Genomic DNA, 15,404 nt, shown 5'->3' with positions numbered 1-15,404 from the left:
AAATGGAAAAATTACAATACATATCTCAAGGATTTACCATAGAAGATCAGGAACTAAACATCCGAAAGGCTCTTGATAACGGAGTAAAATGGATTCAGGTTCGTTGGAAAAATGCTCCTGAAAATGAATTCATCAAGCTTTGTGAAATCTCTAAAAAACTTTGTTCAGATAATCAGGCAATTTGCATTATCAATGACCATATTCAAATTGCAAAATTGGTCGATGCAGATGGAGTCCATTTAGGATTGAATGATGAATCAGTTGAAGTGGCAAGACAAATTTTAGGTCAAAATAAAATCATTGGAGGAACGGCAAATACCGCTTCAGATGTTCTTCAAAGAATGAACGAAGGATGTGATTATATCGGCTTAGGTCCGTTAAGATTTACTTCAACCAAAGAAAAACTGAGTCCGATTTTAGATTTTGAAGGCTATGAAAAAATCATTCAAACTTTACAAGAAAAATCATTAGAAATTCCAAAAATATTTGCCATCGGTGGAGTAGTTTCTGAGTGACATCGAATTATTACAACAAATAGGAATTTACGGAGTGGCGGTTTCAGGGCAAATCACCAATCAGCCTTCCGTTATTAACGAATTTAAAAACGTTTTACAATGAAAAATCAACCATTACTAATAGCAGACAGAATTTTTGAATCGAGATTGTTTTTAGGAACAGGAAAATTCGGAAATCTCTCGGAAATGACAGATTCCATCATTGCTTCAGGAAGTGAAATGGTAACAATGGCTTTGAAGCGCATCGATTCTCAATCTTCAGAAGACGATTTGTTGAGTGCTTTAAAACCGACGAAGTCTCACCTTTTACCGAACACTTCAGGAGCAAGAACTGCAAAGGAAGCTGTTTTGGCAGCGCAATTGGCAAGAGAAGCTCTGGAAACAAACTGGGTGAAACTGGAAATTCATCCAGACCCAAAATATTTGTTGCCCGATCCGATTGAAACGTTGTATGCCACTGAAGAATTGGCAAAATTAGGATTTATCGTGATGCCTTACATTCATGCCGATCCGGTTTTATGTAAGCGTTTGGAAGATGCAGGAACAGCGGTTGTGATGCCTTTGGGAGCGCCGATTGGAACCAATAAAGGCTTGAGAACTTTGGACTTTTTAGAAATAATTATAGCTCAAAGCAATGTTCCTGTTGTCGTTGATGCGGGAATTGGTGCGCCTTCCGATGCGGCAAAAGCTATGGAAATGGGAGCTGATGCGGTTTTGGTGAACACGGCAATTGCGGTTGCGAGAAATCCTATCAATATGGCATTGGCTTTTAAAGAAGGCGTGATTGCCGGAAGAAGAGCTTTTGAATCTGGTTTGGGAGCAATCGGAAACCATGCAGAAGCATCAAGTCCGTTGACATCTTTTTTGTTTGATTAAACTTAATTTTATGAAGAGTTTTAAAGATTTTTTTGAAAAATATCAATGGGATGAGGTGAAAACGAAACTTGAAAAAGTGACATTATCTGATGTGGAAAACAGCCTTCAAAAAAAGAATAAAACAATAGAAGATTTCCTGAATTTTCTTTCGCCTGTTGCTGCTCAAAAGCTAGAATTAATGGCGAAAATGACACAACAAGTTACACAAAAACGATTCGGGAAAACGATTCAGTTGTATGCGCCGTTGTATTTGAGTAATGAATGTCAGAATATTTGTACGTACTGCGGTTTTAGTTTAGATAACTCCATTAAAAGAAAAACACTTTCTGATACGGAATTAATGATTGAAGCTTCCGTTTTAAAATCAATGGGTATCAATCATGTTTTGCTGGTAAGCGGAGAAGCAAATAAAACAGTCGGAATTGATTATTTTCTGAAGGCTGTTCGCTTGTTAAAGCCGCATTTTGCGAATATTTCGATTGAAGTTCAGCCGTTGTCGGAGGAAGAATATCAACAACTTCATGATGCGGGTGTGAATGCTGTTTTGGTCTATCAGGAAACCTATCATCAGGAAGTTTATAAAGAATATCATCCGAAAGGTAAAAAATCAAATTTTAATTTTCGTCTGGAAACCCCCGATAGAATTGGGAAAGCAGGAATTCATAAAATGGGATTGGGCGTTTTGCTAGGTTTAGAAGATTGGCGTGTCGACAGTTTTTTCAATGCGCTTCACATCGATTATCTTCAAAAGCAATATTGGAAGAGTAAATTTTCAGTTTCATTTCCGAGACTTCGACCTGCAGAAGGAATTATTGAACCGAATTTTATTATGTCTGATAAAGATTTATTACAATTAATTTGTGCCTACCGAATTTGGAATGAAGATTTGGAAATTTCTATTTCAACCAGAGAAAGTGAAAAGTTCAGAGACCATATTATTTCATTAGGAGCCACGGCGATGAGTGCTGCTTCTAAAACCAATCCGGGTGGTTATGCGGTTGATAAAGAATCTTTGGAACAGTTTGAAACGAGTGATGAGAGGAGTATGGATGAAATTAGAAATATTATTAAAAAAGCTGGATATGACCCAATTATGAAGGACTGGGATTCTGTGTATAGCGGAGTTTAAATTTAATAAATATTTCAAATTATTTTTAACGCAATGCTCGCAAAGAATTATTTCTTATATAATGTTTTTTCGTTCGCAAGGGCGATAGCACTCAGCGAAGATCACCCATTGCTGAATGAAATGCCTTTGCGAACGAAAAATCTACAGAATAATTTTAAAATTACCTTGCGTTCTCTGCGTTAAAAAAAATTCAACAATAAATTATTAATGAAAAACGAAGACATTTTTGCACGATACAGCCGACAGATTTTTATTGAAGAAATAGGGTTGGAAGGTCAACGGAAGCTCGTGAATGCTAAAGTTCTTGTGATAGGAGCGGGAGGTTTGGGAAGTCCGGTCATTCAATATTTGGCGGCGGCGGGAGTCGGAACTTTAGGTGTTGCCGATTTTGATGAGGTTGAATTACATAATTTAAACAGACAAATCATTCACAATGAAAATTCTGTTGGAAGTTCTAAAGTCAAAAGTGCAGAGCAATTTATAAAAAACCTTAATCATCAAGTCAATTTTATTGGGATTGAAAGTAAAATTGATGAATCGAATGCAGAAGAACTTCTTTCACAGTTTGATGTTATTGTTGACGGTTCGGATAATTTTAAAACAAGATATTTAATTAATGATACTTGTGTGAAACTTGGAAAACCTTTGGTTTACGGGAGTATTTTAGGATTTTCGGGGCAGGTTGCGGTTTTTAATCATAAAGGAAGCAAAAACTTAAGAGATATTTTCCCGGAGCCGCCTTTTGATGAAAATCTTCCAGATTGTGACAGCCTCGGAGTTTTAGGTGCTTTGTCAGGAATTGTGGGAAGTATGATGGCAAATCAGACATTGAAAGTAATAACCGATTTACCTTTACAATTAAACCAAATTACATTAATCGATACACTGAACTGGCGATTTCAGACGATTGATTTTTAAATTATATTGTTAAAAAAAACGAGTCAACAAAATATTTGCTGACTCGTTTTTAATTATTTACGTTTATTATTGTCCTTGCTGCATCACACCACCGCTATCATCTTTCTTCGTTTGATTTAAGATATTGGTGTCTTCTTTTGCCAATTTATTTTTTGTTGGAATTTTATAATTGATTGATAAACCGAAATTTCGACTGTCATATTTATTTCTCAGCACTACACTTTCACCTCCTCCAGGCGGATTAGAGCGTACCTGCATTACCTGTCCGTTGAAAATATCATTCGCAAAAACAGAAAGCGTCAAGCGGTTATCCATGAATTTTTTAGTTAAAGTAATGTCTACATTATTGTTGAAAGGTTTTTCTGCAGTGAAGTAGAAATATCCTGCTTTTGGAGTTAAATAACTGTAATTCGCCGTTAACTTGATGTCTTTTGGTAAAAGAACCTGAGCCATCACATTGAAGATCCAGAACCCTTTATTATCCAGATTGTCGATATCATGTTTTTGATATCCTGCGTACAGATACATGAAATTAATTTTATCAGGATTAAAATCAAACTTCATGATCTCACTCAATGGCTTGCTGAAAATCATAAACGGAATCGGCACTCCAAGATTGAAATTGTGAATTCTCATACTCGAAATATTCACCTGCTCATTGTAAAGATTTTTTCCGTCTTTTCTGATAATTTGTGCCACCTGATTTTTCGCAGAAACTCACGCTATATCCGATGAAAGCATAATCAAACGCCGAAATTTTTATTTCATAATTATCAAAAATTGTAGGCTGTAGATTCGGATTTCCGGTTACCTGTGTATTCGGTCCCTGAAACGTCGTATTATTCGGATTTAAAGCAGAAATACTCGGTAAACTGATCTTTTTATTATAATTCGCAGCAACGTAGACCTGATTCATTACATTATACTGAACACTTGCATTCGGAAATAATTTAAACTTATTAAAAGGAAGTAAATCTTTCTGAACAACAGTATTGGTACTGTCCAGAACTCTCGTAACCCCCGAAATATCGTAGTTTTCCGCGCGTGTTCCCAACGTAAAATCAAACTTTTTCAGTTTAGCCTGAAATTCCAGATACGTTGCGGTTGTTTGTCTTTTATATTCCAAATTGGTTAAACCTTTGCTTTCCGTATCAAAATCCTGATTTTCATACAAACCTCCTAAGCTCACTTTTCCGCCGTCAAGAATTTTTAAAGGCTGAGAATAATCTACTTTGAAGTTGGCAATTTTCATATCAGATTTATTGTTTAGAACATTCCCTCCAACAATAGAAATTGCTTGATTGTTATCAGAATATTTTCCTGTTCTGAAAATATTGTCCTGATCGAATTTGCTGTCAGATTTTGTATATCCAAACTGGAAGTCTAATTTTTGAGCTTTATCTGTGAAACGTTTTTGATAAGTAACAACTGCTTCCTGTCTGATATTATTGGTATGAGCGGCATCAGAAGCATCAAATATAAAATCTCTGTATTGATATTGTTGTGGATTAGTATTAGGAACTTTAAGTTTCTCAACGCCTTCCCCGTTACTCAAAGTATAATTGTCATTATTATTATGATAAATATCGTAGTTCAGCAATAATCTATCTTGTCCGAGATCGAAAGTGACTCCTGATTTGGCAAAATATCCGCGACCCACTCTGTCTGTATTGCTCAATAATAAATTATCTTGATTCGTATTCAATCCACTTTCACGATAATTCTGCCCAAAATTCAATTGCCATCCGAATAGTTTATTTCGGGCATTCAGATTCATCGAGTTGGTCGCTCTGTTTCTGAATTTATTGGAATTCGTAAAAGAATAATTTCCAGAATAGGTTGCCGTTAAATATTTATTAGCATTTTTATTCGTAATAATATTCATGATCGCACCTCCGGAAGTTGCCGGAAATTCTGCACCGGGTTGTGTAATCACTTCTATTCTGTCGACGGAGTTTGCGGGCATTCCTTCAAGGAAAGAATTCAGTTCGTTGGACGTAATATTTAATGGTCTTCCATTCAAATAAACGTCAAGAACTTTCCCCTGATACATCATTCCTGCGATGTCTGTAGAAACCAATCCCGGAAGTTTTTTAATACCTTCCAAAACGTTTCCGTTATTAAGCTGAGGTTGTTCTGAAAAATCAAAAATAGTACGGTCTGCTTTCTGCTCAACGGCTTTTTTAGTTTTGGTAAGAACTACCTCTTGGATCTGTTTTTCTTGCGTTGGCGGGTTATTAGTTTTTTCCTGGGCGTAAGTAAATACCGTACCCAAAAAAGATAAAGCAATAATTGTTTTTCTCATAATGTTTTTTCTTCTCTATTCAGTTAGACGTTGAAAATCTGGCTTTGTTACAAAAAATGTCCTATTTGCTTTATTTTAATGAGTCAAATTCAACATAATCAAACTCTGGAGACGAAGTAAATAATTGTCGTAAAACAGATGCATGACCGTTTCCTGCAATCACTAATATTCTGTCATCCGAAGTATGCGGAATGTTCTGAATATTTCTAAACATTCTCAGATTTCTGTCGTACCAGTACAAAGCCAGCATATCTGCACCGTCGTGTGCTCTCAGTTTAAAATCTCCACTCAGATAAGCGCCGTATTCATATTTATGATATTCTTTGCTGTTCATGAATTTAAAAAGATCCAAAATCGATTTAAAGTTTTTTCGCTCTGAGTTTTTAAAGAAAGTATCATATTGTTTTGAAATAGCATCATCACTTAAAAAATCATAATCTGCACTCATATTTTTAAAGTATACAGAATCTTTCTTAAATTTTTCTCCAAGATCATCCAAAACAGAACTCGCATCAATGCTATATAGTTCATTCAAATTAAGCTCTTTTGCAAGGCGCATCGCGATCTGGTAACGTTCATCCCGTTGATCTTTGTGTTTACCTTCTTTGTATTCTTTTAATTTTTGATTGGCACTCCATTTTGGCCAAGCTTCGATAGCGATTTTTGTAGGCTTAAATTTTTTGATATAATTAATAAGCTCAGTCACTTCTTTTGCTGTTTTGGGTGACAAGACATCTACCTGATCTCCTTTCTCGGTTTTATGGGCGTCAAGATTCGGATAATCGAAGTGAAATGATCCTACAACTAAAACTTTAGTTTTTGGATCTGGAAAATAGTCTGAAGGTTTTTTCTGAGCAGAAATTACCGCTGATAAACAAAGTAAGAAAGTATACAATAATGTTTTCATAGGATTATTTTTTTGACAAAATTATATTTCCCGGAAATAGAATGAAACAGTGTTTCGATCAACGGAAGCTGAAATGGCACGAAATCATTTTCATCGGAAAAAATGAACGGTTTGTCGAAAAAAAGCCCTGCAATTTCTTAGAAAATCTATTTTTGTTCTATGAAAATCAATAAGCTTCTTTATCTGCATATTTTCTTTTGGTCGATCTATATCGTTGGGTCGGTTCTTATTCCTTATTTTGTTTATAACTCCCCGAATACGATTTTCAATGTTACTTTCTTTATCACGAGTATTATTTGCTTTTATTTCAATTATTTTGTGGTCGTTCCAAAGTTCTTTGATGGGGATAAAATTTACAAATCTGTCATTGTATTTTTTTTGAGTGCAAGCTGTTTTGTATGCGTTCGTTATTTCATGGAAGAATGGTTTTTGCCCACCTTTTTCGGGATCAGGAATTATGCGAAAGAAACACCGTTTATTTATTATTACTTTGATAATATTTTCTACAGCAGCACAACGATTTTCATCAGTACGACGTTTTGGTTTTTCAGGTATTTTATTAAAACTGAAGTTGAGAAAACAGAATTGGTAAAAGCCAGAAAGAATGCAGAATTACAGGCTTTAAAAACACAGATCAATCCTCATTTTATCTTTAATTCTTTGAATAATATTTATTCTTTGGTCTATCAGAAATCAGACAGCGCTTTACCCGCAATTGAAGAACTGAGTAAATTACTGAGATACACGACAAAAGATCTCGAAAAAGATGTAATTTCTCTGGATAAAGAAATTGGCTATATCGATAGTTTGACCGCTCTTGAAAAGTTGAGGATTAAAAATCCGGAATTATTAATGATAGAAAAAAACATCAATCATCCAACATTGAAGATTTCACCGATGATTTTAGTTCCGTTTGTAGAAAATGCTTTTAAACATGGTGATTTTAGAAATAAAGGCTTCGAAATGAAACTTTCTGACGATAATCAAATCCTGCATTTTTATCTTTTAAATTATAAAAAAGAACGAATGAAAGACTCACTTTCGGGAATCGGAATTGAAAATGTGAAAAAACGACTGGAAATTCTGTATCCAAAAAAATATGAATTAAACATAAAAAATACGGAAACAGAATTTATCGTAGATTTAAAAATCAATTTGCGAAATGAGTAAAATTAAATGCATTATTGTAGACGACGAACCATTGGCGATTTCGCTGTTGGAAAATTATGTGCAGAAAGTTCCTTTTCTGGAGCTGGTTTTCTCTTCCGAAAATCCGATTGAGGCGTTAGAATATATTCAAAATAATGAATCTGATCTTGTCTTTCTCGATATTCAGATGCCGGAACTTACGGGAATTAATTTCATGAAAATTCTGGGTGACAAACAAAAATATATCTTAACAACAGCTTATTCCGAATTTGCTTTGGAGGGCTATGAACACAATATTGTCGATTATCTTTTAAAACCCATTTCGTTTGAACGTTTTTATAAAAGTGCTTTAAAAGCCCAGGAACGTTTTTCTGTCAATGAAAATAAAGAAGATTCTCATTTCTTTGTAAAATCTTCGGGACAGCAACATAGAATTAGTTTTGATGAAATTCTTTATGTTGAAAGCATCAAAGATTACGTCAATATCAGAACCGGAGAACAGGAATATATTGTTTTAGATACTTTGAAATCGATGGAGCAGCAGCTTCCGGAAAGTTCTTTTGTGAGAATTCATAAGTCTTTTATTATTAATTTAAATCAGATTAAAAGTTTAGGATCAAAAAAAGTAACCTTGGTTTCAGATCAGGAAATCCCGATAGGAGAGAGCTTCCGCATGAATCTTTTAACGAAAATAAAATGAAAAAACAACTCCAGTCTGAAGTTGCTTTTTCTATGATTAATTAAAATCTAACAATTAATTTTCTTGTTGCTTAATCAGGTTTAATGCAGAACCAGCCTTGAACCAATCGATCTGTTGATCGTTGTACGTGTGGTTTGCCATGATAATGTCTTTCGTTCCGTCAGAATGGATGAACTCTAAAGTCAATTGTTTCGCAGGAGCAAATTGATCAAGATCTAAGAAGTTGATAACATCGTCTTCTAAAATTTTATCATAATCTGCTTCATTAGCGAAAGTTAATCCCAACATTCCTTGTTTTTTAAGGTTTGTTTCATGGATTCTCGCGAATGATTTTACCAATACTGCTTTTACACCAAGATGTCTTGGTTCCATTGCAGCGTGCTCTCTTGAAGAACCTTCACCGTAGTTTTGGTCTCCGACAACGATTGAAGGTACACCTGCAGCTTTGTAAGCTCTTTGTACAGCAGGAACTTCACCGTATTCTGCAGTCAATACATTTTTCACCTTATTCGTTTCCATGTTGAAAGCATTTACAGCTCCGATCAACATATTGTTTGAAATATTATCAAGATGACCTCTGTATTTCAACCAAGGTCCAGCCATAGAAATATGGTCGGTTGTACATTTTCCGAAAGCTTTGATCAAAAGTCTCGCTCCGATAATGTTTTTGCCGTTCCAAGCCGGGAATTCTTCCAATAACTGAAGTCTGTCCGAAGTTGGGCTTACATTTACCTGAACAGCAGATCCGTCTGCAGATGGAGCTTGATAGCCGTTGTCGTCTACAGCGAAACCTTTTTCAGGTAATTCTAAACCTTGAGGTTCGTTTAATTTTATTTGTTCTCCAGATTCATTGGTTAACGTATCTGTGATAGGATTAAAGTCTAATCTTCCGGAAATTGCAATGGCAGCCACCATTTCAGGAGAAGCTACGAATGCGTGAGTATTTGGATTTCCATCTGCTCTTTTTGCAAAGTTTCTGTTGAAAGAGTGAATAATTGAGTTTTTCTCTCCTTTTTCAGCACCTTCTCTGTCCCATTGTCCGATACAAGGTCCACAAGCGTTGGTAAAGATTCTAGCATTTTCAAATTTTCTGAAAGAATCTAAGAAGCCGTCTCTTTCCGCCGTGAATTTCACCTGCTCAGAAACCTGGATTGATTCCTAAGATCGCTTTAGGTTTCACGCCTTTTGCAACCGCATCTTCAACGATAGAAGCCGCTCTTGAAAGATCTTCGTAAGAAGAGTTGGTACAAGAACCGATTAATGCCCATTCTACTTCAATTGGCCATCCGTTTGCTTCCGCTTTCGCTTTAAATTCAGAAACAGGAGTCGCCAAATCTGGTGTGAAAGGTCCGTTTAAGTGTGGAGCCAATTCAGAAAGGTTGATTTCAATAACCTGATCAAAATATTGTTCTGGATTTGCGTAGACTTCAGCATCACCTGTTAAATGTTCTGCAATTACGTCTGCAGCGTCTACAACATCCTGTCTTCCCGTAGAAGCCAAATATCTTCTCATAGAATCATCATATCCGAAAGTAGAAGTTGTCGCTCCGATTTCAGCACCCATGTTACAGATTGTTCCTTTACCTGTTGCAGATAAAGACTGCGCTCCTTCCCCGAAATATTCTACGATACATCCTGTTCCACCTTTTACGGTAAGAATTCCTGCTACTTTTAAGATAACGTCTTTTGCGGAAGTCCAGCCGGACATTTTTCCTGTTAATTTAATACCAATTAATTTTGGCATCTTCAATTCCCAAGCCATTCCTGCCATTACGTCTACGGCATCTGCACCACCAACTCCGATGGCAACCATTCCTAATCCTCCTGCGTTTACCGTGTGAGAGTCGGTTCCGATCATCATACCTCCTGGGAATGCATAATTTTCTAAAACAACCTGGTGAATGATACCCGCTCCCGGCTTCCAGAAACCGATTCCGTATTTGTCGCAAACAGAACCCAAGAAATTGAAAACTTCTGAATTCTTATTAAGACCTTCCTGTAAATCTGCCTGTGCACCTACTCTTGCCTGAATCAAGTGATCGGCATGAGCGGTTGAAGGAACAGCCACTTTGGGTTTTCCCGCCTGCATAAATTGTAAAAGCGCCATCTGCGCCGTTGCATCCTGCATTGCTACTCTGTCTGGTGCGAAGTCTACGTAAGAGTTTCCTCTTTCATGTACTGATGTAGCATTTCCTTCCCAAAGGTGAGTGTAAAGGATTTTTTCTGAAAGTGTAAGAGGTTTTCCCACGATTTGTCTTGCCGCAGCAATTCTTTCGGGATAACGCTCGTATACTTTTTTGATCATGTCAATGTCGAAAGTCATATCTGTTTTAATTTTTCTATTTTCCAATAAGTTTTTCAAGGCTTTAATTTTAGATTAAAGTCCGGAAATTTCCTCAAACGCAAATTAATCAAATTCTATTCCTACTCTGCATAAAACGGCATACATAAGATGAATGATTACTATTTTAAATACCTATCAAGTTAAGGAAAAATAATTTTTGAGTTATTGATATAAGTTAAAATAATTCTCATGACTCTTAAATGGAAAGGTTCTAAATAAAAAAAAGAAAGATTTTAAATCCAATGGACTAAAATCTTTCTTATATAATTTAAAAACAGTCTTTCGACTTATTATTTAATTTTATTAATGACCAACCTGCACCAATTCCTTAATTGAAGGGGTGAATTTAGTCAGGTCGATACCTTCAACAGCTGCTTTATATTCATCAATATTAGGAATTCTTCCCATAATTGCAGAAAGTACAACAACCGGAGTTGAAGCCAATAAAGATTCTCCTTTTTTACGTTCAGAATCTTCAACCACTCTTCCTTGGAAAAGACGGGTAGAAGTTGCCAATACGGTATCTCCTTTTTCAGCTTTTTCCTGATTACCCATACAAAGGTTACAGCCAGGACGCTCTAGATACATCATGTTTTCGTATTCTGTACGAGCTGCACCTTTCGGAGCTTTATCATCAAATTCGAATCCTGAATATTTCTCCAATAATTCCCAATCTCCTTCTGCTTTTAATTCATCAATGATATTATAAGTAGGAGCAGCAACTACAAGAGGAGCACTGAATTCTACTTTACCTTGTTTCTGTTCGATATTTCTAAGCATTTGAGAAACAATTTTCAAATCTCCTTTGTGAACCATACAAGATCCAACAAAACCAAGATCTACTTTTTTCTCGCCGCCATAGAAAGAAAGTGCTCTGATCGTATCGTGAGTGTATCGTTTAGAAACATCATCATTGTTTACATCCGGATCGGCAATCATAGGTTCTACGATGATATCAAGATCAACAACAACTTCTGCGTAATATTTTGCATTTGAATCCGGAGTCAGAGCTGGTTTATCACCTGTTTTAACTTCTTCGATTCTTTTATTAGCTTTATTAATCAATCCTTGAAGAACATGATTGTGATTATCCATCCCTTTATCAATCATGATCTGGATTCTGCCTTTTGCAATTTCCAGTGATTCAATTAAAGTATCATCTTCAGAAATATTGATAGAAGCTTTTGCTTTCATTTCAGCAGTCCAGTCTGTAAATGTGAATGCCTGATCTGCAGGAAGCGTACCAATGTGAACCTCAATGATTCTACCTTGGAATACGTTTTCTCCACCAAACTGCTTCAACATCTGAGCTTGAGTAGCATGAACAACATCACGGAAATCCATGTGTTCTTTCATATTTCCTTTGAATGTTACTTTTACAGATTCAGGAATCGGCATTGATGCTTCACCTGTAGCCAAAGCAAGAGCAACTGTTCCTGAGTCAGCTCCAAAAGCAACACCTTTAGACATTCTTGTGTGAGAATCTCCTCCGATGATGATCGCCCATTCGTCGATCGTAATATCGTTAAGAACTTTGTGAATAACGTCTGTCATCGCGTGATATTCACCTTTCGGGTCACGAGCGGTGATCAAACCGAATTCGTTCATGAATTTCATTAATTTAGGAATATTAGCCTGAGCTTTTTTATCCCAAACAGAAGCAGTGTGACATCCTGACTGATAAGCACCGTCAACGATTGGTGAAATCACTGTCGCTGCCATAGATTCCAATTCCTGAGCAGTCATCAAACCTGTTGTATCCTGAGATCCAACGATGTTTACTTCTACACGAACGTCTGAACCAGCGTGTAATAATTTTCCTTCAGTAACACCAACTGCATTTCTGTTGAAGATTTTTTCAACAGCAGTCAAGCCTTGTCCTTCGTGAGAAATTTCTTTTGATGGAGCAAAAACAAGAGGCGTTTCGATTCCTAAAAGTTTTGCAGCAAAAGTTTGTAGCTTTTTACCAAAAACGATAGCGTAAGATCCACCAGCTTTGATAAATTCAACTTTTTGAGGAGTGAAAGATTTTGTAAGATCAATTAATTCCTGATCTCCGTTATATAATTTCTTTTCTTTTGTATTGATTGTCAAAACTGTTCCTGTAGCCACAGAATACGTCTCTTCAAGAACAACGTCACCGTTTTCGTTACGAATAGGGTTTCCGTTTTCATCCAGTTTTTTTACCCAGTTTTTAAGGTCGATACCAATACCACCTGTTACGTCAACCGTAGTAAGGAAAATCGGAGAAATACCGTTTGTACCTCCAACAATCGGAGCGATATTCACAAATGGAATATATGGGCTTGCTTGCTTACCTGTCCAAAGAGCCACGTTGTTTACTCCCGACATTCTTGATGAACCAACACCCATCGTACCTTTTTCAGCGATAAGCATTACACTTGCATCAGGATGTTGAGCCTGTAAAGCTTTAATTTCTTCCTGAGCTTCAGGAGTAATCATACATTTACCGTGCAATTCTCTATCAGATCTTGAGTGAGCCTGATTTCCCGGAGAAAGTAAATCTGTTGAAATGTCACCTTCACCCGCGATAAATGTAACCACTTTAATTTCTTCAGCAACTTCTGGAAGTTTAGTGAAGAATTCAGCTTTTGCATAGCTTTCAACAATTTCTTGTGCGATTTCGTTACCGCTATTGAATGCTTCCTTCAGACGGTCTGTATCAGCATCATAAAGGAAAACCTGTGTCTTAAGAACGTTTGCCGCTTCTTTCGCAATAGCTGGATCGTTACCCAACGCAAGATCTAGCAATACTTCAATTGAAGGGCCACCTTTCATGTGAGATAATAATTCGAAGGCAAAAGCAGGTGTTATTTCTTCTACTATGGATTCACCCAGAATGATTTCTTTTAAAAACTTGGCTTTTACACCCGCTGCACTTGTGGTTCCGGGTAACGTGTTATAAATAAAAAAATTAAGAGAGTCAGCTCTGTATTCGTTGGCTGTATCTTTTATTTGTGCAATAATTTCACTTAATAGTTCTGCACCGTCAATTGGCTTTGGATGAAGCCCTTGGTTTTTTCTTTCTTCAATCTCTTGGATGTAATCCTGATAAATATTCATAATAATAGAAATCTTTTCAATTTTAAAACAGTTGCTAATACTGTCAGGTTTTTTCTTAACAGTGTTTAAATTACAATAAAATTATTTAAAAGCTGCCGTAAAACGACTTTAGTAATAACAACATAATCTACCTCCTTTAAAATGTGAGATAATGTTCCGTTTCAGAGAGTTAAGTATATGATTTTCTGGAAGTGTAAGTGGCTTACCTGCGATTCGTCTTGTTGAAAAAAGGCTCTTTTGAGGTAAGATTGGTACACTTTTTTGATAATATCAATCCCAAAAAACATATCTCCAAAACGTTTTTAGATTATCAAACACTTAAAAATGTTCCCAAATTTACGGATTTTTACTATTTTTTGTACTCGAAATTATTTAGATTCTTTATAAATATGAATTTTATATTTTCTATTTTTAATCCTATTTTTGCATCCAAATGATGATTATGAAAAATGTAGTTCCGTTTTTGTGCTTTTTTATTTCGATTTCTGTTTTTTCTCAGACTCAATCTGTGAAGAAATTATCAATTAAAAACACGTCTAAAACTACTGTTAAAAAGAATTTCGCATCGGCAAATAAAGTTCCGGATCTTCCTGTTATCAATGAAGAACTTCCTGTTTTAATTCCGAAAAAGAAAAATGGAAATTTTGGATATGTGAATCAGAAAGGGAAATTTATCATTCAGCCGGAATATCATATTGCTGTTTTTTTCTATGAAGATTGTAATCTGTTGAATTCTCCCAACGAAAAAGTGAGAAAATTCGGGACTGCAGATTATGCAACGGTAGAAAAGAATGAAATTTCATACAGAGTAGATAAAAAAGGGAAAAGAGTCTATCAATTCAAGCAATCAGATCTTGCGCAATGTGCTCATAAAGAATATGTACAGCAATTGTTTCAGGCGTATACGATGAATGGTTTTTTCGGAATTATTGAAAAAGCTACCTTTAAAAATCCTCAGGATTATAAGCAGTTTCAGATTTATCCTCAATATGAATATTTGTATATTATGGAAGGCGATGATGTGTCGAATCCGATGATTATCGCGTCTAAAAACAATGTATTCGGAGTTATTGATGTTCATAATAACATCATTGTCCCTTTTGAATATGAAGATATTAAACGTAATTTCAGCTGGAAACTGGGCAGAATGTTCGATGTTTCCAAAGATGGCAAAAATTACTATTATATTGATTCAAAAAATAAAACCTATTAAGTTTAAATAAAACGCAAACATCCGTGTCAATCTGTGAAATCCGTGGAAGAAAAATTTAAACACAAATCAGCACAAATTTTTCACGAATAACACAATTCAATGCTGTAAAAAGAGCGCTTTAAAAAACTTACAACTCACATTTCATAATTTTTTTGTAATTTCGCGGCTGAAATAAAGGGGTGCTGTAACAAGCTGAGATTATACCCAATGAACCTGGAACAGATAATGCTGTTTAGGGAATTTAAAATGTACCAATGGAACAGT

General features: G+C 35.7%; 9 protein-coding genes and 2 pseudogenes. 7 read left to right on the top strand and 4 right to left on the bottom strand.

Annotated features, from left to right (window positions below; all coding sequences use genetic code 11):
* Positions 1-2 precede the first annotated feature (2 nt).
* The 4 genes from J3D55_RS00495 to J3D55_RS00480 all read left to right on the top strand — a co-directional run bounded on the left by J3D55_RS00495 (position 3) and on the right by J3D55_RS00480 (position 3,438).
* Positions 3-515 carry a thiamine phosphate synthase gene (locus J3D55_RS00495; protein ID WP_310466685.1) on the top strand — a complete coding sequence of 171 codons (513 nt, stop codon included), beginning with the start codon at positions 3-5 and terminating at the stop codon, positions 513-515.
* 99 nt (positions 516-614) lie between these two features.
* Positions 615-1,391: a thiazole synthase gene (locus J3D55_RS00490; protein ID WP_259127212.1), complete on the top strand. Its 777-nt coding sequence runs from the start codon at positions 615-617 to the stop codon at positions 1,389-1,391.
* A gap of 10 nt (positions 1,392-1,401) precedes the next feature.
* Entirely contained in the window at positions 1,402-2,520 is a 1,119-nt protein-coding gene (gene thiH / locus J3D55_RS00485) for a 2-iminoacetate synthase ThiH (protein WP_259127209.1), read from the top strand.
* A 207-nt stretch (positions 2,521-2,727) separates the two neighbouring features.
* The gene (locus tag J3D55_RS00480) at positions 2,728-3,438 is read left to right on the top strand and encodes a HesA/MoeB/ThiF family protein (RefSeq protein ID WP_259127208.1); all 711 of its coding nucleotides are present in this window, start codon (positions 2,728-2,730) and stop codon (positions 3,436-3,438) included.
* Between the two features lie 66 nt (positions 3,439-3,504).
* On the opposite strand, the pseudogene J3D55_RS00475 reads toward J3D55_RS00480, so the two are convergent.
* A pseudogene (locus J3D55_RS00475) lies at positions 3,505-5,743 on the bottom strand (TonB-dependent receptor domain-containing protein).
* 70 nt (positions 5,744-5,813) lie between these two features.
* Complete coding sequence (locus J3D55_RS00470; RefSeq protein WP_259127207.1) at positions 5,814-6,650, bottom strand: DUF5694 domain-containing protein; 837 nt, start codon at positions 6,648-6,650, stop codon at positions 5,814-5,816.
* 159 nt (positions 6,651-6,809) lie between these two features.
* Here J3D55_RS00470 and J3D55_RS00465 point away from each other — a divergent pair, with 159 nt between their 5' ends.
* Positions 6,810-7,820, top strand: coding sequence for a sensor histidine kinase (locus tag J3D55_RS00465; protein ID WP_259127206.1), 1,011 nt, complete (start codon positions 6,810-6,812; stop codon positions 7,818-7,820).
* Positions 7,813-8,499: a LytR/AlgR family response regulator transcription factor gene (locus J3D55_RS00460; protein WP_259127205.1), complete on the top strand. Its 687-nt coding sequence runs from the start codon at positions 7,813-7,815 to the stop codon at positions 8,497-8,499. The genes J3D55_RS00465 and J3D55_RS00460 overlap by 8 nt, the downstream gene beginning before the upstream one ends.
* A gap of 54 nt (positions 8,500-8,553) precedes the next feature.
* Here the strand turns inward: J3D55_RS00460 and J3D55_RS00455 are convergent.
* Both J3D55_RS00455 and J3D55_RS00450 read right to left on the bottom strand, forming a co-directional pair.
* Positions 8,554-10,822 (bottom strand): annotated as a pseudogene (locus tag J3D55_RS00455) (aconitate hydratase).
* Positions 10,823-11,146: 324 nt separating this feature from the next.
* Complete coding sequence (locus J3D55_RS00450) at positions 11,147-13,927, bottom strand: bifunctional aconitate hydratase 2/2-methylisocitrate dehydratase (protein ID WP_259127204.1); 2,781 nt, start codon at positions 13,925-13,927, stop codon at positions 11,147-11,149.
* 442 nt (positions 13,928-14,369) lie between these two features.
* Between J3D55_RS00450 and J3D55_RS00445 the strand changes: the two genes are divergently transcribed.
* On the top strand, positions 14,370-15,140 hold the full coding sequence (locus tag J3D55_RS00445) for a WG repeat-containing protein (RefSeq protein WP_259127203.1): 771 nt from the start codon (positions 14,370-14,372) through the stop codon (positions 15,138-15,140).
* The last annotated feature ends 264 nt before the right edge of the window (positions 15,141-15,404 follow it).

The sequence above is a fragment of the Chryseobacterium ginsenosidimutans genome (genome assembly GCF_024807225.1).
Lineage (GTDB): Bacteria > Bacteroidota > Bacteroidia > Flavobacteriales > Weeksellaceae > Chryseobacterium > Chryseobacterium ginsenosidimutans.
This window is presented reverse-complemented; position numbering and strand designations above follow the sequence as displayed.

Excerpts from the sequence above, each read along its gene's own strand:
- J3D55_RS00495 (WP_310466685.1), top strand. The coding sequence starts at position 3 with ATGGAAAAATTACAATACATATCTCAAGGATTTACCATAGAAGATCAG.
- J3D55_RS00490 (WP_259127212.1), top strand. The coding sequence starts at position 615 with ATGAAAAATCAACCATTACTAATAGCAGACAGAATTTTTGAATCGAGA.
- thiH (WP_259127209.1), top strand. The coding sequence starts at position 1,402 with ATGAAGAGTTTTAAAGATTTTTTTGAAAAATATCAATGGGATGAGGTG.
- J3D55_RS00480 (WP_259127208.1), top strand. The coding sequence starts at position 2,728 with ATGAAAAACGAAGACATTTTTGCACGATACAGCCGACAGATTTTTATT.
- J3D55_RS00470 (WP_259127207.1), bottom strand. The coding sequence starts at position 6,650 with ATGAAAACATTATTGTATACTTTCTTACTTTGTTTATCAGCGGTAATT.
- J3D55_RS00465 (WP_259127206.1), top strand. The coding sequence starts at position 6,810 with ATGAAAATCAATAAGCTTCTTTATCTGCATATTTTCTTTTGGTCGATC.
- J3D55_RS00460 (WP_259127205.1), top strand. The coding sequence starts at position 7,813 with ATGAGTAAAATTAAATGCATTATTGTAGACGACGAACCATTGGCGATT.
- J3D55_RS00450 (WP_259127204.1), bottom strand. The coding sequence starts at position 13,927 with ATGAATATTTATCAGGATTACATCCAAGAGATTGAAGAAAGAAAAAAC.
- J3D55_RS00445 (WP_259127203.1), top strand. The coding sequence starts at position 14,370 with ATGAAAAATGTAGTTCCGTTTTTGTGCTTTTTTATTTCGATTTCTGTT.